The sequence below is a fragment of the Gloeocapsopsis crepidinum LEGE 06123 genome (assembly GCF_015207655.1).
GTDB lineage: Bacteria > Cyanobacteriota > Cyanobacteriia > Cyanobacteriales > Chroococcidiopsidaceae > Gloeocapsopsis > Gloeocapsopsis crepidinum.
Window position 1 is genome coordinate 25,352 of sequence record NZ_JADEWN010000042.1, and the last position, 25,997, is coordinate 51,348.

At 41.7% G+C, this 25,997-nt stretch carries 26 protein-coding genes; 15 read left to right on the forward strand and 11 right to left on the reverse strand.

Annotated elements, in window-relative coordinates:
• Positions 1 to 214: 214 nt before the first annotated feature.
• Both tatA and IQ230_RS16440 read right to left on the reverse strand, forming a co-directional pair.
• Complete coding sequence (gene tatA / locus IQ230_RS16435) at positions 215 to 385, reverse strand: twin-arginine translocase TatA/TatE family subunit (RefSeq protein ID WP_193933208.1); 171 nt, start codon at positions 383 to 385, stop codon at positions 215 to 217.
• Between the two features lie 67 nt (positions 386 to 452).
• Positions 453 to 1,829, reverse strand: coding sequence for a serine/threonine protein kinase (locus tag IQ230_RS16440; protein ID WP_193933210.1), 1,377 nt, complete (start codon positions 1,827 to 1,829; stop codon positions 453 to 455).
• 76 nt (positions 1,830 to 1,905) lie between these two features.
• On the opposite strand from IQ230_RS16440, the gene cbiT reads away from it, so the two are divergent.
• The 4 genes from cbiT (at position 1,906) to IQ230_RS16460 (ending at position 8,137) form a co-directional block, all read left to right on the forward strand.
• Positions 1,906 to 2,508, forward strand: coding sequence for a precorrin-6Y C5,15-methyltransferase subunit CbiT (gene cbiT, locus IQ230_RS16445; RefSeq protein WP_193933212.1), 603 nt, complete (start codon positions 1,906 to 1,908; stop codon positions 2,506 to 2,508).
• Positions 2,509 to 2,620: 112 nt separating this feature from the next.
• On the forward strand, positions 2,621 to 3,490 hold the full coding sequence (locus IQ230_RS16450) for a phosphatidate cytidylyltransferase (protein ID WP_193933214.1): 870 nt from the start codon (positions 2,621 to 2,623) through the stop codon (positions 3,488 to 3,490).
• 667 nt (positions 3,491 to 4,157) lie between these two features.
• Positions 4,158 to 4,484: a glutathione S-transferase family protein gene (locus tag IQ230_RS16455; RefSeq protein ID WP_193933216.1), complete on the forward strand. Its 327-nt coding sequence runs from the start codon at positions 4,158 to 4,160 to the stop codon at positions 4,482 to 4,484.
• A 107-nt stretch (positions 4,485 to 4,591) separates the two neighbouring features.
• Positions 4,592 to 8,137, forward strand: a complete 3,546-nt coding sequence (locus tag IQ230_RS16460; protein ID WP_193933218.1) for a WD40 domain-containing protein — start codon at positions 4,592 to 4,594, stop codon at positions 8,135 to 8,137.
• Positions 8,138 to 8,209: 72 nt separating this feature from the next.
• Here IQ230_RS16460 and IQ230_RS16465 read toward each other — a convergent pair whose 3' ends face one another.
• A complete protein-coding gene (locus tag IQ230_RS16465; RefSeq protein WP_193933220.1) occupies positions 8,210 to 9,748 on the reverse strand; it encodes an energy transducer TonB in 1,539 nt (512 codons plus the stop codon).
• Positions 9,749 to 10,130: 382 nt separating this feature from the next.
• Between IQ230_RS16465 and IQ230_RS16470 the strand changes: the two genes are divergently transcribed.
• Both IQ230_RS16470 and IQ230_RS16475 read left to right on the forward strand, forming a co-directional pair.
• On the forward strand, positions 10,131 to 10,784 hold the full coding sequence (locus IQ230_RS16470; RefSeq protein WP_193933222.1) for a MotA/TolQ/ExbB proton channel family protein: 654 nt from the start codon (positions 10,131 to 10,133) through the stop codon (positions 10,782 to 10,784).
• Entirely contained in the window at positions 10,768 to 11,169 is a 402-nt protein-coding gene (locus IQ230_RS16475; protein ID WP_099701954.1) for an ExbD/TolR family protein, read from the forward strand. Before IQ230_RS16470 ends, IQ230_RS16475 begins: the two co-directional genes overlap by 17 nt.
• Before the next feature lie 441 nt (positions 11,170 to 11,610).
• On the opposite strand, the gene IQ230_RS16480 is transcribed toward IQ230_RS16475, so the two are convergent.
• Positions 11,611 to 12,447, reverse strand: a complete 837-nt coding sequence (locus tag IQ230_RS16480; protein WP_193933224.1) for a M56 family metallopeptidase — start codon at positions 12,445 to 12,447, stop codon at positions 11,611 to 11,613.
• Positions 12,447 to 12,866, reverse strand: a complete 420-nt coding sequence (locus IQ230_RS16485) for a BlaI/MecI/CopY family transcriptional regulator (protein WP_193933226.1) — start codon at positions 12,864 to 12,866, stop codon at positions 12,447 to 12,449. Before IQ230_RS16485 ends, IQ230_RS16480 begins: the two co-directional genes overlap by 1 nt.
• A 262-nt stretch (positions 12,867 to 13,128) precedes the next feature.
• Here IQ230_RS16485 and petJ point away from each other — a divergent pair, with 262 nt between their 5' ends.
• The 5 genes from petJ (at position 13,129) to IQ230_RS16510 (ending at position 17,752) form a co-directional block, all read left to right on the forward strand.
• Positions 13,129 to 13,500, forward strand: coding sequence for a cytochrome c6 PetJ (petJ, locus tag IQ230_RS16490; RefSeq protein ID WP_193933228.1), 372 nt, complete (start codon positions 13,129 to 13,131; stop codon positions 13,498 to 13,500).
• A 105-nt stretch (positions 13,501 to 13,605) separates the two neighbouring features.
• Entirely contained in the window at positions 13,606 to 13,839 is a 234-nt protein-coding gene (locus tag IQ230_RS16495; protein WP_193933230.1) for a hypothetical protein, read from the forward strand.
• 364 nt (positions 13,840 to 14,203) lie between these two features.
• Positions 14,204 to 16,309, forward strand: coding sequence for a TonB-dependent receptor plug domain-containing protein (locus IQ230_RS16500; protein WP_193933232.1), 2,106 nt, complete (start codon positions 14,204 to 14,206; stop codon positions 16,307 to 16,309).
• An 8-nt stretch (positions 16,310 to 16,317) separates the two neighbouring features.
• The gene (locus IQ230_RS16505; protein WP_193933234.1) at positions 16,318 to 16,620 is read left to right on the forward strand and encodes a hypothetical protein; all 303 of its coding nucleotides are present in this window, start codon (positions 16,318 to 16,320) and stop codon (positions 16,618 to 16,620) included.
• Positions 16,621 to 16,708: 88 nt separating this feature from the next.
• Entirely contained in the window at positions 16,709 to 17,752 is a 1,044-nt protein-coding gene (locus tag IQ230_RS16510) for a hypothetical protein (RefSeq protein ID WP_228055037.1), read from the forward strand.
• On the opposite strand, the gene IQ230_RS16515 is transcribed toward IQ230_RS16510, so the two are convergent.
• The 3 genes from IQ230_RS16515 to trxB all read right to left on the reverse strand — a co-directional run bounded on the left by IQ230_RS16515 (position 17,749) and on the right by trxB (position 21,548).
• A complete protein-coding gene (locus IQ230_RS16515; RefSeq protein ID WP_193933236.1) occupies positions 17,749 to 18,990 on the reverse strand; it encodes an inorganic phosphate transporter in 1,242 nt (413 codons plus the stop codon). The two genes, IQ230_RS16510 and IQ230_RS16515, sit on opposite strands and share 4 nt — an antisense overlap.
• Before the next feature lie 87 nt (positions 18,991 to 19,077).
• A complete protein-coding gene (locus IQ230_RS16520) occupies positions 19,078 to 19,890 on the reverse strand; it encodes an ABC transporter permease (RefSeq protein WP_407646676.1) in 813 nt (270 codons plus the stop codon).
• A gap of 287 nt (positions 19,891 to 20,177) precedes the next feature.
• On the reverse strand, positions 20,178 to 21,548 hold the full coding sequence (gene trxB / locus IQ230_RS16525; RefSeq protein WP_193933238.1) for a thioredoxin-disulfide reductase: 1,371 nt from the start codon (positions 21,546 to 21,548) through the stop codon (positions 20,178 to 20,180).
• Positions 21,549 to 21,703: 155 nt separating this feature from the next.
• Between trxB and IQ230_RS16530 the strand changes: the two genes are divergently transcribed.
• Together IQ230_RS16530 and IQ230_RS16535 are read left to right on the forward strand one after the other, a co-directional pair.
• Positions 21,704 to 22,039 carry a HepT-like ribonuclease domain-containing protein gene (locus IQ230_RS16530; RefSeq protein ID WP_193933239.1) on the forward strand — a complete coding sequence of 112 codons (336 nt, stop codon included), beginning with the start codon at positions 21,704 to 21,706 and terminating at the stop codon, positions 22,037 to 22,039.
• Between the two features lie 137 nt (positions 22,040 to 22,176).
• The gene (locus IQ230_RS16535) at positions 22,177 to 23,511 is read left to right on the forward strand and encodes a class I SAM-dependent methyltransferase (protein WP_228055039.1); all 1,335 of its coding nucleotides are present in this window, start codon (positions 22,177 to 22,179) and stop codon (positions 23,509 to 23,511) included.
• A 9-nt stretch (positions 23,512 to 23,520) separates the two neighbouring features.
• On the opposite strand, the gene IQ230_RS16540 is transcribed toward IQ230_RS16535, so the two are convergent.
• The gene (locus IQ230_RS16540) at positions 23,521 to 24,036 is read right to left on the reverse strand and encodes a putative toxin-antitoxin system toxin component, PIN family (RefSeq protein WP_193933243.1); all 516 of its coding nucleotides are present in this window, start codon (positions 24,034 to 24,036) and stop codon (positions 23,521 to 23,523) included.
• 362 nt (positions 24,037 to 24,398) lie between these two features.
• Between IQ230_RS16540 and IQ230_RS16545 the strand changes: the two genes are divergently transcribed.
• On the forward strand, positions 24,399 to 24,641 hold the full coding sequence (locus tag IQ230_RS16545; protein ID WP_193933245.1) for a ribbon-helix-helix domain-containing protein: 243 nt from the start codon (positions 24,399 to 24,401) through the stop codon (positions 24,639 to 24,641).
• Positions 24,641 to 25,084: a type II toxin-antitoxin system VapC family toxin gene (locus tag IQ230_RS16550; RefSeq protein ID WP_193933248.1), complete on the forward strand. Its 444-nt coding sequence runs from the start codon at positions 24,641 to 24,643 to the stop codon at positions 25,082 to 25,084. The genes IQ230_RS16545 and IQ230_RS16550 overlap by 1 nt, the downstream gene beginning before the upstream one ends.
• 93 nt (positions 25,085 to 25,177) lie before the next feature.
• On the opposite strand, the gene IQ230_RS16555 is transcribed toward IQ230_RS16550, so the two are convergent.
• Entirely contained in the window at positions 25,178 to 25,447 is a 270-nt protein-coding gene (locus IQ230_RS16555) for a type II toxin-antitoxin system RelE family toxin (RefSeq protein ID WP_193933250.1), read from the reverse strand.
• Between the two features lie 3 nt (positions 25,448 to 25,450).
• The gene (locus tag IQ230_RS16560) at positions 25,451 to 25,675 is read right to left on the reverse strand and encodes a hypothetical protein (RefSeq protein ID WP_193933252.1); all 225 of its coding nucleotides are present in this window, start codon (positions 25,673 to 25,675) and stop codon (positions 25,451 to 25,453) included.
• Positions 25,676 to 25,997 lie beyond the last annotated feature (322 nt).

Below are 25,997 nucleotides of genomic sequence, written 5' to 3' on the forward strand. Positions count from 1 at the left end.
TTAGCGAATAAATTCGCGGATCTCTTGCATGAACGCTTAGCGAATAAATTCGCAGCTAAACAAGCTAAGTCCACGGAGGTGGACTTACTGTTAAAACTCTTATATTAGTGTGCGCTCGTCAACTTCGTTGATGTAGCCTCGACTTCAGTTGCAAGGCATCTGTAATTTACGATTTGAAGTGCAGGCTTACGTAGCGTCCTCTGACCTTTGACCCCTATCTATCACGATCTTGCTCGACACCATCTTCAGATCCTTTTAACTCTTCTTTAAAGCCACGCAAGGTTTTACCCAAGGCACTACCCATCTCTGGAATCTTTTTAGGACCAAAGATCAATATTGCAGCTAAAGCAATAACACCCACCTCTGGCCATCCTAAACCAAACATATTTGCCTCCTGGAATCCTTCCTGAATTACTATAAACAGGAAGCGAACCTTTTTTGTATTATTACACCTACTCTTTGATAACTGGCATAGCCAACCAGTCGCTAAGTTCTTGAGCTAACCAATCGATTTCTGGTTCAGTGAGTACGCGATCGCCTAATTCATATTTTTGGGTTCCCACCCAGATATTAATTTGTGGCTTGATCTCAACGAGATCGCCCTCACTATTTTTGACCATGCTCATGAATTTGGATGTACGTTCTAATTTCGTAATATTCTGGATACCAGCAACACGCGGACGACGATACTGCCAGCCTAATATTTCGTGACTGAGCAAAATTTGTTTTTGATCAACTCTCAACCGGACACGTCGAAATAAGTTAGAGACGATTTGCCACACCATTCCTGCGCCTGCGCCCCAAAATGGTAGAGAAAATAGGGTAAAAAATAGATTAACAGGAAAAGGTGCGGCAACAACAGTAAAACCCGTCCACATCACAACAAAGGAATTCCAAGCAATTGCAAATAAAGTTAAGCCTACAATTTCAGGGCTAAATCCTTTCGCAGGCAGTGTAATGTCTAGAAGGTTGGCATCCTTATACAATGAAACTTTGCTATCAAATGGCTTGCCAACTGTTAAAGCAGCATCAATTGGCTGATGCAGTGCTTGTAAAGCTTGTTTAGCAGACAAGAAGCGGCGATCCAAGCTAGGTTCGGTCATGCGCCTTAACCATCTTGTAAAAGTAGGGCTAAGCGTTGTGACTTGCTCAAATTGAATTCGTCCATCGCGGTGTGGTAAATCAGCTGGGTGTGTCCCTGTGACTAACGCCATGAGAGTAGCGCCTAAACTGTAGAGATCCGATGCTGGAACTGCGCGATCGCCAAATTGCTCTGGTGGCATATAACCATAAGTCCCAACTACCGTCATTGTTCCACCTTCACGAGCAGCAAGTGTTTGTACTGAACCAAAATCAACAAGATAAACACACAAATGATTTTCTGATCGTGTCAAGAGAATGTTACTTGGCTTAATATCGCGGTGAATGACTGGAGGTTGATGGCTGTGGAGATAAATCAGAATTTCTAAAAGTGCTGTAGCAATTTGCTGGACATCAACTTCGTTAAATACTATTCCTTTCCTTAAATGTTCCTCTAAAGACTTTGCTGGAAGATAAGTTTGGACGAGGGCAAATCCTTTAAATTGTGCTGAATCAAGCTCAAAATAATCTAAGTAACGCGGAATTGCTGGATGCGTAACGGTCTTTAAAATTTCTGCTTCTCGCCCAAATAGCTTTAAATCGTCCCATTCAAAATCATGACTAAACGACAGTAACTTCACAACAACTAAATTTTGAGTTGTTAAATCGCGGGCTAATAGCGTCCGGCGTCCAGATTTTTTTGCTAGTTGTTGTTGCACTTCGTAGCGATCGCCTAATATCTGAGCCATGTACTGCATGCTGTTGTGAGCGTATACAGCTGTTATAGCTTTGGAAGATCGGCGACTGCAATGGTATCTTTTTCCTATGCCCTCAAAATTATGGCCTTACCTCACTCCAGGGATTTCTGATGAGTTATTTGAACGCCTACCAGGAATTCCCCTCAGTAAACGCGAAATCCGGCTATTACTGATAGCACAGTTACGGATTCAACCCAATTCAGTTTTATGGGATATTGGTGCAGGAACCGGTACAATTCCTGTAGAAGTGGGATTGCTGTGTCCTCACGGACGCATAATTGCTGTTGAGCGCGATGAAGAAGTGGCAAATTTAATTCGTCGTAACTGCGATCGCTTTGAGGTCAAGAATGTCGAAGTTGTCGAAGGTAGCGCCCCAGAATGTTTATCACACTTACCCCACCCTCCCCATCGCGTATGTATAGAAGGTGGTCGTCCAATTAAAACTATCTTGCAAGAAGTCTGGCAATATTTGTTACCTCAAGGTAGAGTAGTTGCCACAGCAAGTAATCTAGAAACTCTGTATGCTGTATCTCAGAGCTTTGCACAATTGCAGGCTCGTAATGTTGAAGTTGTCCAGTCTGCTGTTAATCGTTTGGAATCGCGGGGTTTTTCCCAAAGTTTTGCTGCCGTCGATCCAATTTTTATTCTTAGCGGTGAAAAGTTAGACTAAAGCCAATTATTTAAACATTATTGGATAAAAAATATAGAGAATTCAAGAGATACAGGAGAATAAACTATCATTTATCCTCTCACTCCTCGCCCCTCGCCCCTCACTCCTATCTATGCCCTGGTCTCGAATTGTTAGTGGAATCATTGCGATCGCGATCGCCCTCACCGGAAGTATCTTGGGAGGGTGGTATTTTACGGTCATGTTTGCCGTCATTGTCTATTTAGGTCAGTTGGAATATTTCCAGCTTGTCCGTGCTAAAGGAATTGCCCCCGCTGCTAAAACAACTTTGGCGGTTAGTCAAGCTTTGCTCTTTATTGCAACAGTATCATCAACGCTAGCAGATGCAGTTGTGCCAGTGGCAGGAACATTTATCTGTTTTTATTTATTATTTCAGCCTAAACTTGCAACAATTGCTGATATTTCAACTTCAATTTTGGGTTTATTTTATGGAGGATACTTACCAAGTTACTGGGTAAGAATACGAGCGCTGGGAAACGATGCTGTGAGTAATTTGCCTTTTTCTGGATATTTACCTGACACATGGGCAGATTTTCAGAACTTTCCTCCAGGATTAATCTACACACTGCTTGCTTTTTTCTGTATTTGGGCGGCTGATATTGGCGCTTACACCTTTGGTAGATTATTTGGTCGCACTCGGCTTTCAGATATTAGCCCTAAGAAAACAGTGGAAGGTGCAGCTTTTGGCGTAGTTGCAAGTGTTGCAGTAGCTATGGCAGGTGCTTGGTACTTACAATGGCCTTTATGGTCTTTAACAGGACTTGGTTTAGGACTACTAATAGGAATTGCTAGCTTACTCGGAGACTTAACCGAGTCAATGATGAAGCGAGATGCGGGAGTGAAAGATTCAGGGCAATTAATTCCTGGACACGGTGGCATTCTTGACCGTGCGGATAGTTACGTATTCACCGCCCCATTAGTATATTACTTTGTCACCCTCCTGTTACCTCTACTGAAGAGTTGAATCATAATTCTGGGTTGACCTGAGATTTTCTGAGGTTTTCACTCGGTAAAGTCCAGAGATTTGCTGTAAAGACAAATGTGCAGTTCAAAACTACTGTGGTGAATGTAGAACTCTCATACCGTTTCACTTCAAACTTGATGCAAATAGAAGCTTCAGGGGCATATGAGAGCTTGTTTGTATTTCTCATTGAGTGAAATGGTATGTTCCTCAAAAATCTTGCATAGCAAACTTATATGAAAATTAAACAGCTTTTGATGACTACAGTCATCCTAAATAATTCATAGAAATCCCTCTTTGTGTCTTAGCCTAACGCTTGCGGCTAACGCTTTTGCTACACTGATAGTAATTCCTACAGGGAATGTGTTCTTACTGGTAACTTACGGCAAGCCCTTCGGGTTCGCAGTCGCTTCAAGTCGGGCGTTGCCCGTCCAACGCGCTACTCACCGTTATGTGTCTGCGTTTCCAAAAAACCTTACAACTTAAATAGGATCGCTATATCAGAATTTTGGGAGAGTGCGATTACCTACGGTACGCTATGCGAACGCAATTTCTTGAAATGCTTTGCGTAATCAGTATTAGATAGTGTGAAGTCAAACAGAGGGTAACAGTTCACTGAAGAATGACAACAGCAGTGAGCGTAAATTCATCCTTCTAACATACAGTTATCATGTCTTATCCACATCTAGAACTAGTGAGTCATCATCTTTGTCCCTACGCACAACGTGCAGTTATTCTATTGCGCGAAAAGGACATTCCTCACCAGAAAACTTCTATTGATTTAGCCAATCAGCCAGATTGGTTTCGCCAAATTTCACCGCTAGGGAAAATCCCACTACTCAAAGTTGATGCTGCAGTTCTCTTTGAATCAGTGGTTATTTGTGAGCATTTAGACGAAATTACCCCAGGATCGCTTCACCCATCTGATCCGCTGGAAAAGGCAAAACATCGCGCCTGGATTGAGTTTAGTGCCAATATTCTCGTGACAACGGCGTAACTCGTACTTATCGATGCTTGCTCAGCAGCCTAGCAATCTAGTTACACGTTAATAAAGATTGCGCCACATAACAGCTATTTTATCCTAAATTAGGCGGGGAGTGTTGTATGCAAGATGTAGTGATGTCTGCTGAAGAGGCTTTAATACTGCTAGACAAATTATTAGCAGGACAAAAGTTAAAGGATGTCCAGGAACTCGTCTTTCGTTACTCCTGGCAAGGGTGGACTTATCCTAAAATTGCGGCACACGCTGGCTATGATACAGGACACATTCGTGATGTCGGTTCTCATCTATGGCAACAACTGACACAAGCATTGGGAGAGCAAGTCACAAAAAATAACCTCCAAGCAGTATTGCGGCGACAAATACAACACGTCACAATTTCTAAAGAAGCGATCGCCCTGACACACAAAAAATCTCAACATTGGGGAGAAACAATCGACGTTTCTGTATTCTATGGTCGCAGTGAGGAACTGGCATTATTGCAGCAGTGGGTGACTCAACGCTGCCGATTAGTGACAATCTTGGGTATGGGCGGTATTGGTAAAACGGCACTCGCAACGAAGTTAGCGACTCAAATTCAAGATCAGTTCGATGTTTTGATTTGGCAATCTTTACGCGATGCGCCGCCTGTTATAGAAATTCTCACCCAGCTACTCCAATTCAATCAGCAGGACACATTACCTGAAACTTACGAAGCTCAACTATCACTATTATTGGAGTATCTACGCAACTCGCGGTGTTTAATTGTCTGGGACAATGTAGATGCAATTCTCAGTGATGGACGCGCTGGACAGTATCGCGAAGGTTACGAAGGCTACGGCGAGGTTATCAGGCGTGTAGGTGCAGAACTTCATTCAAGTTGTCTTTTGCTGACAAGTCGCGAACAACCGAAAACTTTAACAGCGTTAGAAGGAAATCTTTTACCAATTCGCAGTTTATCTTTAACTGGTTTAAGTACAGCGGAAGTGAAAGAAATTTGTCAAAGTAATGATTGTTTTTGCACTTCAGAAATAGATTGGCAGCAACTACAAGCAAGTTATGCAGGAAATCCTTTAGCAATCAAGATTGTGGCAACAACTGTCCGCGACTTATTTGATGGAAGTGTAACAGAGTTTTTAGCACAAGAGGCGATCGCATTTGGTGATATTAGTGCGTTACTAGATGAACAGTTTCAACGTTTATCTGAGTTAGAAAAACAGGTAATGTATTGGCTGGCAATTAACCGCGAGTGGGTTACTTTGGCAGAACTGCGCGAAGATTTTGTGCCGAGAATCTCGCAATCGAAATTATTAGAAGTCTTGCTATCTTTAAGGCGGCGATCGCTGTTAGAAAAAACAAATGGATTATTTACTCTACAGCCTGTTGTCATGGAGTATGTGACTGAACAGCTAATTGAGCAAAATCGTGCAGAAATCATAACACAGCAACTTAAGCTATTCTTGAGCCATGCCTTAATTAAAGCGTCTTCCAAAGACTACATTCGCGAAAGTCAAACACGAATTGTTCTTGCACCACTCGCAGCTAGATTAATTGCTGATTTAGGCTCTCTTCAGCAAGCAGAACATCAACTAAGCAATATTATTGTGCAGATGCGATCGCCACCCTGTTTAGTAGGATACGGTGGTGGTAATGTCATTAATCTCTTACGTTACTTACAAGTCGATCTTTGTGGTTATAATTTCTCGTATTTGCAAATCTGGCAAGCTTATCTTGTTGGTGCTAACTTACAGCAAGTGAACTTTTCTGGTGCAGACTTAGATAAATCGGTTTTTACAGGTGTTTTAAATAGTGCTTTATCAGTCACATTTAGTCCTGATGGTAGCTTGTTTGCAATGGGCAATGCTGATAGTAAAGTACGAATATGGCGCACTGCTGACTACACAGAAGTATTGACTTGTGAAGGACACAAAAGTTGGGTGATTTCAATTGCGTTTAGTCCTAATGGATACTTGGCGAGTGCAAGTTTTGACCAAACAGTGCGAATCTGGGATTTAGCGACAGGTGAATGTCTTCACGTACTACAAGGACATACAGGTTGGGCACACGCGATCGCTTTTCATCCTCAAGGTCATCTTTTAGTTACAGGTAGTTTTGATTGTACGCTCAGAGTATGGGATGTCTCTACTGGCGAATGCTTACAAATCCTCCAAGGACATACAAATCACGTCACAGCCGCAGCATTTAGTCCCGATAGTTGTTTATTAGCCAGCAGCAGCTACGATCAGACTGTGAGGTTTTGGGATCTCAACAGTGGAGAAGTCATCAAGGTTTTACAGGGACACGGGCATTGGGTAAGATCGATTGCGTTTAGTCCTGACAGTCAAGCGATCGCCAGTAGTAGTTGGGATCGTACGCTCAAGTTATGGAATGTCAACACTGGTAAATGTCTCACGACATTAGAGGGACACAGCGAACCCGCAGCATCAGTTGTTTTTAGTCCTGATGGGACGATGCTTGCAAGTGGTAGCTACGATTGTACGGTGAAGTTATGGCATGTCGCGACGGGACAATGTCTAAAAACTTTGCAAAAGCATTCCGGCTGGATTTGGTCAGTTGCATTTCATCCTGATGGTCAAACTTTAGCGAGTGGTAGTTTTGATAACACAGTAACTTTGTGGGACATGAATACAGGGCGATCGCTGCGCACACTGCAAGGCAATAGCGCAAGTATTAAATCGATTGCATTTAGTCCTGATGGTCAGTTTTTGGCGAGTGGTAGTGATGATACAACAATTAGGTTATGGCACGTCCAGTCGGGAGAATGTATTCAATCGCGTTCAGGACATGATAGTTGGGTGTGGTGTGTCGCATTTAGCCCTGACGGTCAAACTTTAGCTAGCACTAGTAACAACGGCACAATTAAGTTATGGAATACTACTACAGGTAAACTTCAACGGATTCTCCAAGGTTTTCAAAGTCGTGCTAATACAGTATTTTCGGCAGTTTTTAGTCCTCTTGGTGACATCATTGCTAGTTGTGATAATGACCGTACGATCAAATTATGGGATATCCGCACGGGTGAATGTCTGAAATTGTTATCTGGTGATTGTCGGGCTTGGGCGATCGCGTTTAGCCCTGATGGAAACATGTTAGCTAGTGGTCACGATGACCAAACTATCAAGTTGTGGAACTTAGAAGGCGAGTGCGTAGCAGCTTTAGTCGGACACACAAGTTTAGTTTTTGGGGTTGCGTTTAGTCCTGATGGCGAAGTGATTGCAAGTGCAAGTGACGACAAAACTGTCAAGTTATGGAATAGGCATGGCAAGTGTTTGCACACCTTACAGGAACACAAAGGTGTCGCTTGGAGTGTTACGTTTAGCCCTCAAGGTAAGATTTTAGCTAGCGGTAGTCACGATAAAACAGTGAAATTATGGGATGTTGACGCAGGTGTGTGCCTTAAATCCTTAAGTGGACATTTAGGTGAAGTGTGGGCGATCGCGTTTAGCTCTGATGGAAATATGTTAGCGAGTGGTGGAACAGATCAAACAATTAAACTCTGGGATGTTGCCACTGGCAAGTGTATCAGAACATTACCAGTACCTAGAATCTATGAAAAAATGAACATTACAGGTGTCACAGGCTTAACTACAGCACAAAAATCAAGCTTGCAAGCATTAGGAGCTGTAGACTTTGAGAGTTTTGAATTTTAAGTTTTGTTAGCGTAGCGGTGCCTTAGCGCGTTTTGAATTAAAAGAAGTGTTATGACTCATAACTCAACACCACTAGGGTGCAGATGATTGATCTCTACTACGACGAAGTGTATCGCGTAAACCATTTTGACTAGGGCTAGAAGGAGCAGCTTGCTGTGGTTGAGACTGTTGACGTTGACGCCGTAGGGACTGTCTTACATTCGATTGATTTTGAGGTGCTGGTGATGCAGCTTCGACTCGTCGTCGTCTTTGTGGCGTTGGCTCATTAGCACGGCGTGGTGGAGTTTCTACACGTCGTTGTTGAGTTGCTGCTCGTTGGGGGCGTTGTGGTGCTGGCGAGGCTGGTGGTTTTTGAGTTGCTGCTTGTTGGGGGCGTTGTGGTGCTGGCGAGGCTGGTGGTTTTTGAGTTGCTGCTTGTTGGGGGCGTTGTGGTGCTAGCGAGGCTGGTGGTTTTTGAGTTGCTGCTTGTTGAGGGCGTTGTGGTGCTGGCGAGGCTGGTGGTTTTTGAGTTGCTGGTTTCTTCTGTGAAGCTTGCCGCTGTCTGCGTTCTCGTAACTGACGCGATCGCTGCGATCCTTCTAAAGCAAAATCAACTTTAGCAGAAACTCCTTGTCTACCTTCTTGTGTGGAATTAAATTTCCAGTCTCTTGCTGCTCGTACGGCAGCTTCATCTAGCTCTCTATTACCGCTCGAACGAGCCACTTGCACATTGGTGACATTGCCTTTAGCATCAACGTCAACTTTGACTTCGGTTCTTCCTTCAACTCCTTGACGCCTAGCACGTTCAGGATACTTGGGTTTACTACAATCGCGACAAGCTAAACGACCCGAACCAGAATCAGTATTACTACTCGGAGCGCTAGGTGCAGGTGCAGTAGGTCTTGGAGTTGAGCCAGTAGCTACTGTGGTATTTGCTGGCTGGCGAGGAGTACTCGGAGCAGTTGATCTTGCTGTATTTGTCGTTGCAGGGGGAGCAGTTGGCGCTGTATTACTAGGGCTTGGCTGCTGAGTAACACTGGGAACAGGAACCGTTGATGCTGCTCGTGTTTCGCTTAGTGAGCGCAATTCTGCAGTGAGTTGCTCATTGGGTTGCACTGGTTGTGGTGCTGGGCTAGCCGCTGGGGCAGTGGGGATAGGAGATGGTGGAGCAACTGGTTGTGGTGTTGCTGCTACTGGTGGTGCTGGTGATGATTGTGGCTGAGGCGCAGGTTCTGGTTTAGTATTTTCTACAGGTTTTGGTGGCGTTTGTGGCTGAGGCGCAGGTTCTGGTTTAGTATTTTCTACAGGTTTTGGTGGCGTTTGTGCCTGCTGTGCGGGTTGTGGCGGTGGGGGAGCGATTGTTGTCGCCGCAACTGGTGGCGGAGTTACTGGTTCAGGTTTAGGTGGTTCAACTTCAGGTTTTTGCTCAGGTTCTGGAGTTGGAGGATCGACCAACACGACTTCAATTGGCTCTTCTTCTAGTTCTGCTGTGCGATTCCAAATATTATCAATCGTTAAGCTCAATACTCCAACATGCAATGCTAATGACCCAATCAAGCTATATGCCAAAAAAGACTTAAGTGACTTGATTTCTCTCTCTCGCTGCGCGATAGCAATGTTGGAAACACTCATATTTTATTGCTACTAGTTCTCACTAGTTTTCTAGATTAATGCTTTAGGCTACTCCTGTCAAGTCAACCAACACAGCAGTTTAAAATTGTCAAACATCTGCTTATTTGTTCAGCAATTACAGCAATAGTTCCTTATATTCTTTCTTAGTTAAACAAGCATGAAGCGATGAAATGAAGCCTCACATCCATTATAAAGTTCTGAGTTTGACTTCTTGTCTTTTGACAAAACTGAGTTTTTACTAAAAAAATTAATAGTGCTATGACAATTGTGTAACAAAGTTAAAACTATTTTTCATTTGGTTTATTTTACTATTGAGAAGTTATATCATTTTTGCTAAAAGCAACAAGACTCAAGCTTGACTTGATGAACTTAGAGACAATACATGGGAATAAGTAATCTATTTGCAGCGGGCGGCATAGTGATGTGGCCGCTGCTAGGGTTTTCTATACTAGCGATCGCGCTAATAATCGAGCGGATTGCTTTTTGGGCAAGAATTAATCGTCGTCAAAGTCGAGTGGTGCGAGATGTATTGAATCTTTACCGTAAAGATAATGTAGTCGGTGCTATAGATAAATTGAAGCAAAATGCTGATTTGCCTATGGCGCGGATTTTTTTAGCAGCACTCGAACTTGAACAACCAACTCCCGAAGAATTTCGTCTTGCCCTCGAAAGTGAAGCCCAAGCAGAAATTCCACACCTCAAACGGTTTAATACGGTATTTGACACAATTATCAGTCTCTCTCCACTTCTAGGGCTTTTAGGAACAGTTTTGGGTCTAATTAATTCATTTGCTTCGCTTAATTTGGGCGATCTTGGCGGTACACAAACAGCGGGTGTCACTTCAGGTATCAGTGAGGCATTAGTGTCAACAGCTGCGGGACTCGTAGTTGCCATTTTCACGCTGTTTTTTGCTAATACTTTTCGCGGACTTTATCAACGTCAAGCAGCGTTGATCCAAGAATATGGCGGACAAATGGAATTACTCTATCGCCGTAACTACGAACAGAGGGAGATAACTTATGCGCCTGCCAGATGAACCAGAAAGTCCTGCCACAATCAACATCGTACCGATGATCGATGTGATCTTTGCAATTTTGACGTTCTTTATTATGTCCACTTTGTTTTTGACGCGATCGCAAGGATTACCAGTCAATTTACCAAAAGCAACGACCACACAAGTACAGCGCTCATCTACAATTACGGTGACATTAGATAATCAAGGTCAGATCGCATTAAATCGTCAACCGGTTGATTTAGCTGCACTAGAAGGAAGAGTTTCTGGCTTAATTGCACCTAATCAAGAAGCTGTTGTTGTACTCAATGCAGACGAACAAGTTAACCATGGTCAAGTCATCGCTGTTATGGATCGAATTCGTCGAGTTCCTGGAGCAAAACTAGCGATCGCTGCACAACGACCGTAAAGTCTTTCTGTGCTTCTTGACAACTATTTTTATTAAGTTTAGATTGATGTCAGGTATTAGCGGTTGATACCTGACTTAGGTGCATTTTAAGGTTGCGCGTGGCAACTCGCCTGCAAGTAGCAGAGAGCAAAACCGCAACTTTATTTTTTTCTGAGAATGCTCGTGTCATTTTGAGAAAGAATGTTTTAGAAATCTCTCTAAATTTGATGACAATGATATGCAATAACTCTGTGCATAAATTCATAAAGGCAGATGCCCTCCGACTCTCTTTGGGGCTACTTAGACAAAGTGTTAAGAGTAGAGTTTTGAGTTCTCAGTTTTGTTAGCGTAGCGGTGCGTTAGCACGTTTTGAATTGAGGAACTTTCCCAACTCTCTTCTCTTAAACTCAACACTCAACACTTCACGACTAACTATTCACTGTGAATTGCTCTTCTTAAGAGTTAAGAGTGCAGCACCACGGTTAATAATGGTAAAAACGCGCAGACAAACCAACTCCAAGACTGTAAGTTTGGTTTTGCTATTTCTTCTGAGTATGATAGCAGCGCATCAATTCTTTGTTCTAAGCGATCGCCAACTTGACTAGAAGCTAATGCAGCACAAAAAACATCTGATTCTAGGACGTGATGACCGACTACCATAAGTAAAGATTCAGCAAGTAGTAGCGGATCGACTTGTTGTGCGGCCCAATGATCTGCACGCAGTTCTCTTAAAACTAATAACTCTTGCCACAACGCATCAGTATTTGGTAGCCAAGCTGTACAATCGCGAATCCAACTAAGCCAGAAAAACCAAAACGTATCTCGATAATGATAATGTGCTTGCTCGTGAGTTAATACAGAATGCAAATGTGCTGATGAAATTTGCAGTAATCCTTGAGTGACAACTAATTCAGGTTGCCAAAAACCAATTTGTGCAGCAAATAAAGCGTCTGTATCGAGAATCCGAACATCTTTACCTTCAAGGTCTATTTTAGGACATTCTCGCGCGCGTCTAGTCGATTGCCAGCCTTGCCAACCGAGCTTGATGCATAAAATTGCAGCAATTACGAGACACAATGACGCTAGCATGTAGCTCAGCCAGCCTACTCTCAATCCTACCATTTGTCCCTGCGGTCCCATACATAGTACAGCGATCGCTGTCATGAGTAGCAATGTAGGAGGAAATAAGAATAAAAATAAGACACGTTCAAAGCGCTGTTGCCAATTTCCTTCCAATACAGGCAAATATCTTAACGACCAAGCAACTCCTAGCGCTACTAAGATAATGAGTAAGTGCATTACTTCTCCTCCCGTGCTTGACGTGCAGCTTGAATCCGTTGGGCGATCGCTTGTAGTTTTTCCAGACTTGTCTGATCGAGACTATCAGCAAAAGCAGCAACAACCTCAGGATTACCCACAGCCAAAAACCGATGCAACTGATCGTGGGCTTTAATCATTTGCGCTTGCTGTTTGGTAACGAGTGGACGCCAATAGAAAGCTTTTGCTTTTTTATCGCACGCTAACCAACCTTTATCAGTCAAGCGCCTCAGTACTGTGGTAACAGAAGTATAAGCTAATTCGCGATTGGGATCGCTCAAGATGCGATCGTGGACATCTTTAACAGTGACAGAACCAACTTCCCAAACAATATTTAAAATCTCTGTCTCTAATGGACCAAGTGATAGTTGTTTTGGACTGTAGTCAGGCAATGGAGACATATTAGTCTGGATTTTAGATTAACTATTACTAAATCTCTGGTGTGAATTGTAAATGTGCCTTTCGACTAAAGTCGAGGCTACCCAAGCAAAGTGACCTTCGTACACTAAGACAAGGTTTTGGTTAGTAAGTCCACCTCCGTGGACTTTATTTAGCAGCGAATTCATTCGCACTTGCATTCTTTTATTAGATTATCAGTTATTAACTACATCAACTTTCCTTTGACAGGCTGTCTTTTGACGCAAATATTTCTGCCACTTCACAATGAAGTGTCTGGCGCATAGGTTATTGAGGAAACACAAGCATGAAAAAATATTGTCAATTGTCTTACTTTTAGTCATCTGCACTTTCGCTTTGACGCGCCCAGCTTTAGCCGCAGATGCTGCGAGTGGTGCAAAAATCTTTAGTGCAAATTGTGCGGCGTGTCATATGGGTGGGCGTAACGTTGTCGCTGCCCAGAAAACTTTGAAGCAAGATGATTTAGATAAGTACAGCATGAACTCAGCAGAAGCGATTATCAATCAAGTGAAAAATGGCAAAAATGCTATGCCTGCTTTTAAAGGACGTCTCAGCGATCGACAAATTGAAGATGTAGCAGCCTATGTGTTAGAACAGGCAGCTAAAAGCTGGACTTAAGTTGTATTGATTGAATAACGATCCAAAATATACATATCTTGCCCTAAAAATCTACCTTTTGGGGCTTTTTATTAACCACAAGTCATTTAGTAAGGTTGGTGTCGTATGATTACGGGGATTACACCTCACTTCATTATTCTAATAATCTGCACTAATATCTTTTTTGGGACACCGCAAGCTACACTAGCACAGTCATTAGAGTTAGTTGCGACTTTCCCATTGTTCCAGCAAGGAATTGAAGAACTTGTTCGAGGTGAATACACCGAAGCGATTTATCACTTATCCCAAGTGATTCAGTATCAAGATAATTTTGCTCCAGCTTATAGTCATCGAGTTTAGCCCACCTACAGTTAGAACAGTACCATCAGGCAATTCAAGATTGTCGCCAAGCAACAATTTTATCTCCTCACAGTACAGAAGCTTACTTACATCAAGGGTTAGCTGATCACCGACTTGGTAATTATCCAAGTGCGATCGCATATAATCAAGCTTTGTGTCAAATTACTATACCAACGAGTGGCAAGTTGCAAGTATTAGCTAAAGGCTAACAGCTAAAAGCTCATCGCTTTAGTACGACAGCCTGTCTTTTGACTACAAACACCACATCAATTAGTTTAATTCAGGCAATCTGCGATGCATAAGATGTTTCCAAAAGTGCGATCGCTGTCATGTTCTTTGGTGTGAGACGTTTGAGATAACAAAAGTGAAATTACCAATTTCTTTATTTTGGATTACATTACTCAACTTAGTGACAACTTTTGCCTTGACTGCTGTGGCAGAAGAAACACAGCAAACCTCAAATAATACTGTATCTAAAATAACTTTACTCAAACTTTTACGACAATATCGGTCTAATATCCCTCAACTTAGTGAAATCAAACATTCACATACAAGGGCAGAATTATTGACTCAGCAGCGACCAACAATTGATAGTCCATCCGAACCAATCATTGTAGATGATGAAATTTTAATTGAAGTAGAAGGCATAAGAGACACTTTTCCTACTACCTCAACTCCCATTTACGAAATTACTGAAGAAGAGATTCAAAGGCAAAGACCTAATAGTTTAGCCGAAGTCTTACGTAACTTACCAGGTTTTGCGATTAATGATGTTGGCTTTGGTGCAGATATTCACACAGGGACATTTTACCGAGGAAATTCAATTAATCAATCAGTCTTTCTTCTCAACGGTAGACCAATTAATACCAACATCAGCACCTATCACGGTAATATCGATCTTAATAGCATTCCCGTTGATGCAATTGAGAGAGTAGAACTTTCAAGTGGCACCAGTTCAACGTTGTACGGTTCAGAAGCCTTTGGTGGTGTTGTCAACATTATTACTAAACAGGGATCAGAAATTCCTCGGTTCAATGGTTTAGCAGAATTTGGTTCATACGATCGCTCTAATTATCGTGCCAACTATGGCGGAACTTTTGGTTCTCTGAGGCTAAATTTTGGTTACGAAGATTTCTTTGCTGAAAACCGTTATCCGGTTCCTGAGGGCGCAGCAAATCGCGATGCGGAAGGATTACTGTTTAATGGAGATACTGCAACAAGTAATTATTACGGCAGTGCTGTTTTAGATTTAGATGCCAATAATACACTAAGTTTAGATGCATACATAATTAGTAGTCGTCGCGGTTTACTTTATTTTGGTTTTCCTCTACAACGCGATCGCTTAGACCATGATGTTGTAAATATTGGTTTATCATGGCGAAGTTTACTCAATGGCAGTGAAGATTCAATTTTAAATACAACACTTTCTTATAACCAAGATTACTTTAGTACTTATGGTCCCACACAAAATATTTTCTATCGTCAAGGTATTCTCAATTCACAATCTATTGCAGCACGAGTAGAACACGAATGGCAATTTAATCCAAGAAATAACTTGCGGTGGGGATTAGATTTACGCAACAGATATTTAAATGGTGATGTTTTAAGTACTGATCCTGATAGGATAGCTCTGAACGAAACCGAATATCGTGAAAGGTTTGAAGGTGCTTTATTTGCCTTAAATACCTGGAACATTAATGATACTTGGCAAGCTGAATTAGGACTCAGACAGAATGTTACGAGTGAATACGGAAGTTATCTAAACCCAAGTGTCGGTTTACGCTGGGCTACAAGTCCAAATGTGGCGCTACGCGGTAGCTGGGTTTCTGTACAACGTAACCCTGGCTTAGATCAGTTATATGTCTATGATACTGTTCACAACTGGCTACCAAATCCAGATTTAGAACCCGAAACAGGTTCATCATGGACAGCAGGCATTGATGTCCAATTTGCAACTAATTTGACAGGGCAATTTACGTATTTTGGCAGTAGTTTAAGCGATCGCCTCGGAATTCAGTTTGGACGCTGGGCAAACATTGGTTTAGTCAATACTAATGGTTTAGAAGCAGCCCTAAGGTGGCAAATTGCTCCTCAATGGTCAACATTTCTTAACTACACTTACACAGATGCTAGAATTGCCAGCGGTATTGAAGAAGGATTACAACTCGGTTTTGTCCCTTACTCAGTCGCACAGCTAGGAATTGGTTATCAATCCGAAGGATGGCAAGTCAATTTATTTGCAAGTTATTTCAGCGGTGCGCGTCGGGCGTTCTTCAACACTTCTGGTGTGAATAACACTGATTTTTCTCCATCTTGGCTTAATTTAGATATTGGCGTACGAGTTCCTTTACTTAGTAATCTCGCGCTAACATTGTATGTAGAGAACGTGGCTGATGTTGCTTACGAGAAATCAAACCGGATTTATCATCCTGGAAGGACATATCGTATAGGTATCACCTCTGATTTTTAAGGAAATGTATGCGAGCCAGAATTGAAAATATGGTTCTTTTCCTTCACCGTGAGGATGTGCCAAGTTTTAAAAAAGGTGGCTCGGTAGTACGTAACAGTTATTTTTGGGCGCTACGATCAATTGCTGGTCAAGCTTCGCGGTATCGCGACTGGGAATATGAAACTGAGGTTTGGCTAGCTCTGTGTCGTATGCTATTGTCTTTTTCAGAGTCGGGTTATCTTGGTTTGCAAGAAACAACAATAGAGTTTTCCCTATCTCAAGGTGAAATTCCAGCAGTTTTACGACCTATTGCTACTTGGCAAGAAGAGTAATATATCCGATTCTCTATATATAATGACTCGGTGTTTCTACGTAAGATCTTTACTATGCATGGAATTTAAATAAAGTTTTAAAGAATCCATGCGATCGCACATAGACAGACTTGGTAAATATACGTATATTTTTATACATTATGCTATTGCAATTAATACCGTCATGCCTATTTTAGAAATTCAACGTGCAGAAAAAATTCATGACTATATCCAGAAACTAGAAAAACTCACAAACTTACCACTAAGGAGTTCTCCAGTCATCCTGAGTTCACCGCGTCAACAAATTTCCTTAGAACTTCCTAAGGAAGTTAAGCAATCTTATGAATATGTTGATCAGTTATACGAAGATATTAGCGAACACGAACTACTATTTAAAGCAATTAAAACAGGTTGGGAGTATATTAACTCAGGCTACAAAATTGTTCCTATCAGTAAAGAAGATTATTTCCAACAAATTAATAAATCTTATGTTTTTCAAGTTGCTAAAGAACGAGGTTATAGCGTTAGTGACGATTACTTGAAAGAGCATAAATTTTGCTATGGACAGTATGAAATGTACTATGCTGTCCACGAAATAATGCAACGTAATGCCTTTGACTTTTTATTAAGTAAATCTTATTCTCAAAATTTTATTCATACATACACAAATTGGTATAAGTGTGTTAAATTAATTTCTTCTCAATTTATTATTCCACTTACAAGTACAGTTCAAAAAAATCCGCATATTCTAGATCAATTATGGGTAGTTTCTCATAATATCAATCAACTCCGATTATTAGGGATAGAGATTGTAGGAGAAGGCGAATTTTTGAGTAGAAATCAACGAAAAACAAACAATACTGTGCTCTTAAACCAATTAGGATATGAGATTTATCAAGTTGCCAGTTGGTGGTGTCGCGTAGATCCTTATCGAGTTATTTGTGAATTTCTTAAAGCATCAGGTATTTTTCCAGATGCCACTAAATATCTCATTGGCACTGAACTAAATACGATAGATGAATACGTATGTGGAATTTGTCATGCACCGATGGTAAGGTGGGGTTGGGATTGGATTCAACGCTATCAAATTGGTAATAAAACAGTATTGGCGCATAAAGATTGTGTCGCCCGCAAGCATCATACTGGGCACTAAAGATAACGCGCAATCGCAAAGATCGTGGCACCCAACAAGGCACCAGCAGGAACTGTAATTAACCATGCCATGATGATGCCTTGCACAGTTTTAAATTGAATTGACTTATTACCTTGTACAAGTCCAATTCCAACAACTCCACCAACAAGTGCATGGGAGGTAGAAACCGGAATTCCAATCCGCGAAGCGAGTAAAATTGTCGTTGCAGTAGCAAGTTCAGCACAAAAACCTGCACTCGGTTGCAGTGGAATAATACCTTCTCCAATCGTAGCAATGACTTTTTTACCCCAAACTGCTAATCCTGTAACAATTCCTGCACCACCTAAAACTAAAATCCACAAGGGAATTGTGATTCCATCAACAGGAACAGTATTATTTAAACTAATATAGTTAATTACCGCCAAAGGTGCGATCGCATTACCCACATCGTTAGAACCATGTGCAAATGCAACAAAACACGCACTCAATAGCTGAAATTTAGCTAGCTGTTTTTCGACTTGAATGATATCTTGCTTCACACCATTAAGTTGTTTCCAACTCACCATTGTCAGTGAGATTGCTGCGATCGCACCAATACCAATTGGTAAATCGTGTTTGGGAATATTCCAATGCAGTTGTTCGTGAAAATACGTATAAATTGGTTGACTAATTTTTGGTAATACAATAACACCAAAAACACTCAAAAGTGCAGTACTTAACCAAGGAATCCACTCATTTAACTGTTGGATAGAATTTTGGCGATCGAGAATTGAGAACTTGATGACACTATAAAACAAAGCTGCAATTGTGCCGCTAATAAGTGGAGTGACAACCCAGGCTAAAGAAATAGTACCAATTAATGACCAATCAATTGCTTGAATCCCAACAGCTACCCAACTAAAGCCTGCGATCGCACCAACAACTGCATGAGATGAAGATACCGGAAAGCCTCGCGATGTTGCAATTTGCAACCATAATCCAGCGGCTAGTAGTACCGAAAACATACCAATTAACAAAACTTGCGGTTCTGCAACAAAAAAAGCCGGATTGACAATTTCAGTTGCTAAAGTTTCTGATACTTCATGACCAAATAGTACAGCACCAGCAAATTCTAGAACTCCAGCAATAATCAAAGCTTGGCGGAGGGTAACAGCTTTTGAACCAACAGAGGTTCCCATAGCGTTAGCAACATCGTTTGCTCCTAAATTCCAAGCAACATAAAATGCCAGTAATGCAGTTAATCCTAGCTGTAGTATCATTTTGCTCTAAGGTTGCTACAAATAAGGAGCAGAGAAGAATACTCTTTTCTATCTATTCAAAACTCAAAACTCAAAACTAACCACTACTCACCTTTGCTTGCGCCAGTGGGGATTAATAAACTCACTTAAGCCTTCACCCAACAAGGATAATCCGACAACAAGTAATGTTAATGCCATTCCTGGAAAAAATGCTGTCCACCAAATGCCAGTAGGTAGTGCTTGTAAAGCTTGACGTAAATCGTGTCCCCATTCAGGAACTCTTGGCGGTAAACCTTGTCCGAGAAATCCTAAACTTCCCAGTGTCAAAATCGCATCAGCAGCATTTAAGGTAAACAATACCGGAACACTTTGAATTACATTCAAGAATAAATATCGCGAAATCACTCGCCAAGTTGATGCTCCCATAGCTTGAGCAGCTTCGACAAATAATTCAGTTTTGACACTGACAGTATGGTTGCGCACAACACGATAATACTGCGGTATGTAGGAAATGCTAATTGCGATCGCTGCATTTAATATTCCTCTGCCCACAACAAACGCCAGTGTAATAGATAGCAACAATCCAGGAAGAGTATAGATTGTATCCATTAAAAACAGCAAAGTGCGATCCAAGCTACCACCCAAATACCCACTCACAAGTCCTAACGGCACACCAATAATCAGACTCAACACTGTAGCAAGAACAACAACTTGCAGCGCTACTTGAGTTCCATACAGCGTTCGAGAAAAAACATCATAACCTTCGCGATTTGTCCCAAACCAATACTGTGCTGAGGGCGGTACATGGCTAGGATTATTCAACGATTCTAGTGGATTTTGAATCCATCCCCAAGCTTGAAACACTGGAGCAAAGATAGCAATCAGCACAAAGATCAGGGTCATAATAAACCCAATGCGCATCAGTTGTCGCGAGACATTGGAATTGCTAGAAGATTTTAAACGCAGCGGAAGTGGATGTTTGGTTACAGCCATCGATGTTTGCACAATGAGCAGGATCTGCTGACCATTTTTACAGAATTGTTCTAATTTTTGACAAGAGTTTGGTGATTGAAATTGCAGTTTCGTCTGTGTCGCCGCGAATTCTATTCGCCCCTCAACGTCTCGAATGATGCGGCGATTGGAAACTCGCACCTACAAAAACAAAGTCCGCCTGCGCGGACTTAAATCAATGGTTCTGACGAACACAATTACAAATTGGCTTCAATCAACTGGCGGTATTGACTCTTTTGTTTGATACCTTTAACTTCCATTAATAGTTCTTGATTTTTGAACAATTGAATGGTTGGTGTTCCAGAGACTCCAGCAGTTTCCGCAATATCACGTTCCTTGTCGATGTCGATTTCAATAAAGTGGATTTTGCCATCGAACTCGTCTACTACTTTATTGAGAATTGGTTTTAATGTGTGACAAGGACCGCATCCAGGGGCAACATACTTAACCATCATTAGGCGATCGCTCTCGTGGAACAATTTCCGTAAAGCATAACCACCTTGATGACGTGTTGCATTTAAATTAAATTCGCCATTCTGCTCCGCTTTGGCTGCTTCGTGAACTAACTCATTATCTAAGTGTAAGTTTTCTCCCTCTTGATGGAATTCTTGAATTAAACCATTAGAAGACAACCACCGTTCAGCTAACATTGCTGCCATACAACCTGAACCAGCCGCTGTAATTGCTTGACGGTATTCATGATCTTGCACGTCACCTGCTGCAAAAACACCCTCAACACTTGTTTCTGGCGAACCAGGCTTAGTGACAATATAGCCTACATCATCGAGTTCAATTTGTCCTTGGAACAGTGATGTGTTTGGTTTGTGACCAATAGCATAAAATAGCCCCTTGGCATGAATTTTGCCTTCTTCACCAGTTTGGGTATTGCGGACTTTTACGCCTTCCATATGCTTTTCGTTCCCAAACACATCTATTGGTTCGGTATTCCAATGCACTTGAATCTTGGGGTTACTCAAAACGCGGTCTTGCATCGCTTTACTTGCCCGCATTTTGTCACTTCTTACCAGCATATGTACTTGCGAACCATACTTGGTAAGGTAAATTGATTCTTCAGCAGCAGAGTCTCCACCACCAACTACCGCAAGTTCAGCACCATGAAAAATAGGTGTTGCACCATCGCAGATTGCACACGCTGAAATTCCTCGACTCCAAAACTCACCTTCGCAGGGTAATCCTAACCGCTTAGCTGTCGCCCCAGTCGCAATCACTACGCTATGCGTTTTAAACTCGCGTTCTTCTGAGCGTACTGTGAATGGACGCTGACTTAGATCAACGTAGGTAACGTCTTCTGTATATAATTCAGCTCCCCAGCGTTCGGCTTGTGCCTTCATCTGATCCATGAGATCAGGTCCTGTAATTCCTTTGGGAAAGCCTGGAAAATTTTCTACTTCAGTCGTTGTCATGAGCTGTCCACCAGGCAAACCTCCAACTTGAAAGCCTTCAAATACAATCGGTTTGAGGTTAGCTCGTGCAGCATAAATTGCAGCGGTATACCCAGCCGGACCTGAACCAATAATTACCAAGTTCTCTACTGTTGGATTTGTCATGGATACTTATATAAACTCATAATGACTACGTTTAAATCAGTATAACAAAAAGTTACATATAGAGCTAGTCATAGCGTTGCAGATTTGAAATTGAGTCAAAGTTAAAAAATATCGTGCAAATCCAAGACAAATCCTGGTAGTACATTACCGCCAGAATGGGTTTTGAGGAGTTTATTGCTGATGATCGAACTTTTGATGCTGTCGTGCGTAATCTAGAGGTCATTGGTGAAGCCGCGAAAAATATTCCTCAAGAAATACGCGATCGCTATCTTCATATCGAGTGGCGCAAGATTGCTGGTTTACAAGATATACTAATTCACACTTATTTTCGCCTCAGTACGCCAATTTTCTGGGATGTCGTGCAAAATAAAGTACCACCTCTGCAAGAGCAAGTGAAAAAACACAAGCAACTGATAGCTAATACATTTGACTTATTAGAAGAGAGCGATCGCACTTTCAATTCATCAAAAGCAAAATTGCACTTTTGTTAACTATCACAGTAATATAGGCGATTGCGCGTAGCGCAGTGCCGTAGGCAATCGCAACCCCAATTACCAATTCCCCAAAATTCATTGTAAAGATTCCTGTTTCCTGTGGGCATATTAGTGAGTGAATGCTAAACAAGTCCATGCAGGAGAAGCGCACGATGCAGGTAGAGACTAAAGAACTGAGTGAAAAAATTCGGCAGCAGTTTGATACCGGACCATATCCGCGCATTCCGTTAGAGAAGTCTCCGAAGAATGATGCGATCGCGCTGTATATCCATAGCTTGGTGAATGCGTATTATTTGAGAAATCAAAAAGTTATAAGTACTGAAGGTAAGTTAATTTTAGATGCTGGGTGTGGCTCTGGATATAAGTCACTCATATTAGCTCAAGCCAACCCTGGTGCAAAGATTGTGGGTGTAGATATCTCTACCAACTCAATTGAACTTGCAAAACAGCGATTGCAACATCACGGTTTTGACAATGCACAGTTTTATGTATGCGGTATTGAAGAATTAGCAACTTTAGGATTGCAGTTTGACTATATTAATTGTGATGATGTGTTGTATTTGTTGAGTGAACCAGCTGTTGGGTTGCAGGCGATGAAGTCAGTTCTCAAGCCTGATGGTATTATCCGTGCTAATCTGCATAGTTCGTTGCAACGTACCCACTACTACCGCGCCCAAGAAGTTTTCAAGATGATGGGGCTGATGGATGACAACCCACAAGAATTAGAGATTGACTTGGTGCGAGACACAATGAAGGCTTTGAAAGATCAAGTAAAACTCAAAGCTTATACATGGAGTTCTGCGTTAGAAGCTGATCCAGAACGAATTTTGATGAATCTCTTATTTCAGGGAGATAAAGGCTATACAATTCCTGAAACATTTGCAGCTATTTATCAAGCTGAGCTTGAGTTTATCAGTATGGTAAATTGGCGGCAATGGAATTTGATGGAATTATTTAAAGAACCGGATGATTTACCAGCTTTTCTTGCAATGAGTTTACCAGAAACATCTGTAGAAGAACAACTCACTTTATTTGAATTGTTGCATCCAGTTCATCGGTTACTAGACTTTTGGTGTGGTCATCCGCAACAAAGTCAAGATTTTGTTCCAGTTGCCGAGTGGGAGTTATCTAACTGGGAAACCGCACAAATTCACATAGTACCGCAGCTAAGAACACCAGAGATTAAACAAGAACTGCTTAAATCCATCTCGCAATTAAACACGTTTGAAATTAGCCAGTATTTACCTATTCCAGAAAAACATGTATCAGTAGATAGTACAGTTGCAGCTTGTTTATTACCTTTATGGGAAGCACCGCGGTCGATGCTCTCACTAGTAAAACACTGGCAGAAATTACGCCCTGTGAATCTGGCAACACTTGAGCCATATAGTGAAAAGGAGGCTTTGGATGTGCTAAGTAATGCTCTACTTGGTTTAGAAAGTCGTGGTTATCTTCTTGTAGAGCGGTAAAATCATTTTTCATGAGCGATCGCATGAGATTTGTGTTTTGCGTGCGATCGCAATTGACATCCTCTCGTATCTATCAAACTTGAACTCACAACCGTTGGAGCAGTTCATCATATTTTGCTTACTATGCGTCATAGAAAAGGTTTTAAACGTGGCTACTGTAACAATAGCTGTCTCTACTAAATTCTGCCCCTGAACCAAATCTGTATCACCTGCGATCAGGAAATCTGCATTTGAAGCAATTGCACAGTTTAGGAATTTAGCGTTATTGGGATCTATAGGAAAATCAATAGATATATCGACTTCAACACAAATTGGAAATGTATCAAGTAGTTTAAACCATTGCTCTTTTACTTCTTGTGTTAATCGAAATTTACGTCTGCTCAAGACCTCTTTGTACTCAATCAGTATTTCCTGTGAGATAATCCACTCAAACTCAGCGCAATCTACAATGAACTGAATTACTGGCTCTGGATCTCTGTCTCGCAAAATAGCAGAGACAAGAACAATAGCAGTTACTACGATCATTTATCAAGGGCAAACTCGCGGTTGGTTGAGTTATCTTGCTATGCGATCGCTCAATCCATTGTTGATCGGTTGTTGCCTCAAAGCGAGTTACTCAAGCTTGTTCATCTTGGAGTTTATTCAGAAGCTTAAGCGCGATCGCCAGACAGTTGCTCGTCTGGGAGTTGTTCGATTTCTGCGATTGCATGGCGAAGTAGTTCAGCTAGCTAGTGCGTTTGACTGCTCAAAGTCACGATCCTAGATGATCGCATTTCTGCCATACTCCTCATCAGGAAATTGTTGCTAAAGTGTATAAATTTTAATACAAAAATACACCAAATTGCTAGCATTGTGCTATGACTCTAGTAAGTTAAGCTCTTCAAATTATGGCAAACCTAAGTTTACGAGATGTTCCAGAAGACCTTTATCAGCGAATTAAAGAAATTGCAGATCGCCAACGTCGCTCAGTAAATCAGCAAATTATTGTACTTCTAGAGCAGTCATTGCAGCAGAAGCGATCGCGAGTTGAAGTATTAGCAAGTATCGATCAACGAAACGCGACAATTGCCAAACGTGTAGGGATAACACCTGACTCGGCTGAAATGATTGCAGAAGATCGCCAGCGTTGATGCTATTAGTGATTGACAGTAGCGTTCTAGCTAAATGGTTGTTTCCAGAACCGTTGCAGTCACAAGCAAGGGCTTTACGTCAAGACTGGGAATCCTCAACAGTTGAATTGATTGCTCCTAACTTGATGTTTGTTGAAGTTGGTAATATTATTTGGAAAAAGCAGCGTTTGGGCTTGATTACGCAAGAAGAAGCAACAAGTTCGATCTTGGACTTACTCGATTTAGAGATCCCAACTGTCGAGTCGCAAGTCATCTTAGCAGAGGCTTATAGTTTGGCTGAGTGCTTTGACCGAACAGTATATGATGCCTTATATCTTGCATTAGCTCAAGTCAATAGTGCTAATATGATTACTGCTGATCTCCGCTTATATAATGCGGTTGCTTCAAAGTTAGATTTTGTAGAGTATTTAGGTCATTATCAAGGGTTAGCAGATAGAGAATGAGCAGCGATTGCGCGTAGCGCACCACTAAAAGCGATCGCACTTCTGGGAATGACTCTGATTGAACAGAGCGATCGCACATCAATTGATTTGAACTTACAACCGTTGGAGCAACTCATCATACTCATCATGCACTCCAATCCAGAACCAATAAATGCACTCTGACTCAATCAAACCTAGTGCGCGGTGATTGCTACTGATGCGAACTGAATAAATCGGTTGACGTTGACTCACTCTTTTAAATTGTAAGCTGTTGTGGTAAGGATCTTCGCGCCAGAGTTTGTAAGCTTTTGCTGCTTGTTCTTGCACAGATGTAGGAAGTTGGCGAAGTTGCTTGCGAAATGATTTGGTTACACTCGATTGCATTATTTAACTTGGAAAAACGTCATCGAGTGGAATAGTTTCACCATTGGCAATCTCTTGGCGGATTGTAGCAGCCAGTCGATCCCATTGTTGATCGGTTGTTGCCTCAAAGCGAGTTCTCCACGCTTGTTCATCTTGGAGTTCATTGAGAAGCTTAAGCGCGATCGCATCTTGTTGCTCGTCTGGGAGTTTTTCGATTTGTGCGATCGCACGGCGAAGTAGTTCAGTCATGTTTCAATTACAAAGCATTGTACAGTAATATATTGAGTCAATTTTACCTAAGTTGTGAGTTGGTATGCTAACTCAGGCGATCGCACTTCTTTAGAATGACTCTGATTGAACAGAGCAACCGCACTTTCAATTTATCAACAGCAAAATTGCACTTTTGTTAATCAGTAATGCAGGCGATCGCGCTATGGTTAATGTTACAGCCTATTGCAAGTTTATGAGGTACAGTAAGAGGAGTACACAAATGAAGTCTAATGAAACCGTACTCGCTCGACTTGCGAGAAAAAATAGTTAAGGCATACACACAAGGTGACACCTCAATCAG

Coding starts and splice junctions, on each gene's coding strand:
- IQ230_RS16455 (WP_193933216.1), top strand. CDS start 4,158: ATGTCTTATCCACATCTAGAACTAGTGAGTCATCATCTTTGTCCCTAC.
- IQ230_RS16540 (WP_193933243.1), bottom strand. CDS start 24,036: ATGATCGTAGTAACTGCTATTGTTCTTGTCTCTGCTATTTTGCGAGAC.
- IQ230_RS16550 (WP_193933248.1), top strand. CDS start 24,641: ATGCTATTAGTGATTGACAGTAGCGTTCTAGCTAAATGGTTGTTTCCA.
- petJ (WP_193933228.1), top strand. CDS start 13,129: ATGAAGTGTCTGGCGCATAGGTTATTGAGGAAACACAAGCATGAAAAA.
- IQ230_RS16470 (WP_193933222.1), top strand. CDS start 10,131: ATGGGAATAAGTAATCTATTTGCAGCGGGCGGCATAGTGATGTGGCCG.
- IQ230_RS16535 (WP_228055039.1), top strand. CDS start 22,177: ATGCAGGAGAAGCGCACGATGCAGGTAGAGACTAAAGAACTGAGTGAA.
- IQ230_RS16510 (WP_228055037.1), top strand. CDS start 16,709: ATGCGATCGCACATAGACAGACTTGGTAAATATACGTATATTTTTATA.
- IQ230_RS16515 (WP_193933236.1), bottom strand. CDS start 18,990: ATGATACTACAGCTAGGATTAACTGCATTACTGGCATTTTATGTTGCT.
- cbiT (WP_193933212.1), top strand. CDS start 1,906: ATGCCCTCAAAATTATGGCCTTACCTCACTCCAGGGATTTCTGATGAG.
- IQ230_RS16495 (WP_193933230.1), top strand. CDS start 13,606: ATGATTACGGGGATTACACCTCACTTCATTATTCTAATAATCTGCACT.
- trxB (WP_193933238.1), bottom strand. CDS start 21,548: ATGACAAATCCAACAGTAGAGAACTTGGTAATTATTGGTTCAGGTCCG.
- IQ230_RS16475 (WP_099701954.1), top strand. CDS start 10,768: ATGCGCCTGCCAGATGAACCAGAAAGTCCTGCCACAATCAACATCGTA.
- IQ230_RS16530 (WP_193933239.1), top strand. CDS start 21,704: ATGGGTTTTGAGGAGTTTATTGCTGATGATCGAACTTTTGATGCTGTC.
- IQ230_RS16440 (WP_193933210.1), bottom strand. CDS start 1,829: ATGGCTCAGATATTAGGCGATCGCTACGAAGTGCAACAACAACTAGCA.
- IQ230_RS16480 (WP_193933224.1), bottom strand. CDS start 12,447: ATGCACTTACTCATTATCTTAGTAGCGCTAGGAGTTGCTTGGTCGTTA.
- IQ230_RS16460 (WP_193933218.1), top strand. CDS start 4,592: ATGCAAGATGTAGTGATGTCTGCTGAAGAGGCTTTAATACTGCTAGAC.
- tatA (WP_193933208.1), bottom strand. CDS start 385: ATGTTTGGTTTAGGATGGCCAGAGGTGGGTGTTATTGCTTTAGCTGCA.
- IQ230_RS16485 (WP_193933226.1), bottom strand. CDS start 12,866: ATGTCTCCATTGCCTGACTACAGTCCAAAACAACTATCACTTGGTCCA.
- IQ230_RS16555 (WP_193933250.1), bottom strand. CDS start 25,447: ATGCAATCGAGTGTAACCAAATCATTTCGCAAGCAACTTCGCCAACTT.
- IQ230_RS16545 (WP_193933245.1), top strand. CDS start 24,399: ATGGCAAACCTAAGTTTACGAGATGTTCCAGAAGACCTTTATCAGCGA.
- IQ230_RS16465 (WP_193933220.1), bottom strand. CDS start 9,748: ATGAGTGTTTCCAACATTGCTATCGCGCAGCGAGAGAGAGAAATCAAG.
- IQ230_RS16505 (WP_193933234.1), top strand. CDS start 16,318: ATGCGAGCCAGAATTGAAAATATGGTTCTTTTCCTTCACCGTGAGGAT.
- IQ230_RS16520 (WP_407646676.1), bottom strand. CDS start 19,890: ATGCGCATTGGGTTTATTATGACCCTGATCTTTGTGCTGATTGCTATC.
- IQ230_RS16560 (WP_193933252.1), bottom strand. CDS start 25,675: ATGACTGAACTACTTCGCCGTGCGATCGCACAAATCGAAAAACTCCCA.
- IQ230_RS16450 (WP_193933214.1), top strand. CDS start 2,621: ATGCCCTGGTCTCGAATTGTTAGTGGAATCATTGCGATCGCGATCGCC.